The organism is Enterobacter sp. 342 (assembly GCF_036663495.1).
Taxonomy (GTDB): domain Bacteria; phylum Pseudomonadota; class Gammaproteobacteria; order Enterobacterales; family Enterobacteriaceae; genus Enterobacter.
The window spans coordinates 1-1,585 of the sequence record NZ_JAWUEI010000099.1; the positions used below are offsets into that span (position 1 = coordinate 1).

Below are 1,585 nucleotides of genomic sequence, written 5' to 3' on the forward strand. Positions count from 1 at the left end.
TAACGGGTTCTTATGCCTTAGTTGTAAGTGTCTACCATGTCCCCGAACAAGTGTTCACCATGTCCCCGGACTGTACAGGGAGAGGGTTAGGTGAGGGCATCAAACGGCTCAGGCCGTAACGGTCACGCTCTGTCCTTCGAAGCTCACGGTTTGGCCCGCGACAATCTTGCAGCGTTTGCGGGTTTCTACCACGCCGTCGACTTTTACTCGCCCGTCGGCGATCACGATTTTCGCCTGCGCACCGCTTTCGCTCCAGCCTTCCAGCTTCAGCAGATCGCACAGCTCAACGTGTGGGTGTTTTCCTAACGAAAATGTGGCCATCTTACACGTCCTCTACATCGTGGTACTCTTCGCATGCCTGCAAAGTATTCTGAATCAATGTGGCGACGGTCATCGGGCCTACGCCGCCTGGTACCGGGGTGATGTAAGAGGCACGAGCCGCAGCATCTTCATACACCACGTCACCGACGACTTTGCCGTTTTCCAGACGGTTAATTCCGACGTCCACGACAATTGCTCCCTCTTTAATCCATTCACCTGGAATAAAGCCCGGTTTCCCGACGGCAACGATCAGCAGATCGGCGTTCTCTACGTGGTGACGCAGATTTTTGGTGAAACGGTGGGTGACGGTGGTGGTGCAGCCTGCAAGCAGCAGTTCCATGCTCATCGGGCGGCCCACAATGTTGGAGGCACCAATGACCACGGCGTTCAGACCGTAGGTGTCGATGTTATAACGCTCCAGCAGCGTCACGATACCACGCGGCGTACACGGACGCAGACGCGGTGCACGCTGGCACAGGCGGCCAACGTTGTACGGATGGAAACCGTCAACGTCTTTATCCGGTGCGATACGCTCCAGCACCTTCACGTTGTCGATGCCTGCTGGTAGCGGCAACTGAACCAGAATACCGTCGATCTCTTTATCGGCATTCAGAGTGTCAATAAGTTCCAGCAGTTCTGCTTCGCTGGTGGTTTCTGGCAAATCGTAAGAGCGGGAGACGAAGCCCACCTCTTCACACGCTTTGCGTTTGCTGCCGACATAAATCTGTGATGCCGGGTTGCTACCAACCAGCACAACGGCCAGCCCAGGGGCGCGTTTTCCGGCGGCTTTACGCGCCTTCACTTTTTCCGCAACCTCAGAGCGCACCTGCTGCGCAATCGTTTTACCGTCAATAATCTTTGCTGCCATCAGAGAGAAGATTCCGTCTGTAACGTTTGAAAGGGGGGATTGCCTGTATTTTGTCAGAAGCGAGCGCCGCTGTCAGTCACCCTTTGCGAGTTTTCATCAGCAGGGCGTAAAAACCCTTCCGGATGGATGGTCAATTTCTTAGGCGGGATTAGGATGTGACCTGGAGAAATGGCAGCGTTTTGACATATTTAAAAAATGATTCCTGAGCTACTTTGTCTCCTCCGAAATAAGTTTTCAATTCAACAATTGAACATATTTCTTATTCCCGATTATTCGCGGGAAGGGTTATTTACATTTTAAAGGAATAGACATGAAACTCAGGTGATGCTGCCAACTTACTGATTTAGTGTATGATGGTGTTTTTGAGGTGCTCCAGTGGCTTCTGTTTCTATCAGC

Annotated in this window: 2 protein-coding genes; both read right to left on the bottom strand. The window is 52.3% G+C overall.

Features of this window, described 5'->3' with window-relative positions; translation table 11 throughout:
• Positions 1 to 108 precede the first annotated feature (108 nt).
• Entirely contained in the window at positions 109 to 321 is a 213-nt protein-coding gene (gene ybcJ, locus V6E55_RS25370; protein WP_023310640.1) for a ribosome-associated protein YbcJ, read from the bottom strand.
• Between the two features lies 1 nt (position 322).
• Positions 323 to 1,189: a bifunctional methylenetetrahydrofolate dehydrogenase/methenyltetrahydrofolate cyclohydrolase FolD gene (folD, locus tag V6E55_RS25375; protein ID WP_114977991.1), complete on the bottom strand. Its 867-nt coding sequence runs from the start codon at positions 1,187 to 1,189 to the stop codon at positions 323 to 325.
• Positions 1,190 to 1,585: the final 396 nt, after the last annotated feature.

Coding starts and splice junctions, on each gene's coding strand:
- ybcJ (WP_023310640.1), bottom strand. CDS start 321: ATGGCCACATTTTCGTTAGGAAAACACCCACACGTTGAGCTGTGCGAT.
- folD (WP_114977991.1), bottom strand. CDS start 1,189: ATGGCAGCAAAGATTATTGACGGTAAAACGATTGCGCAGCAGGTGCGC.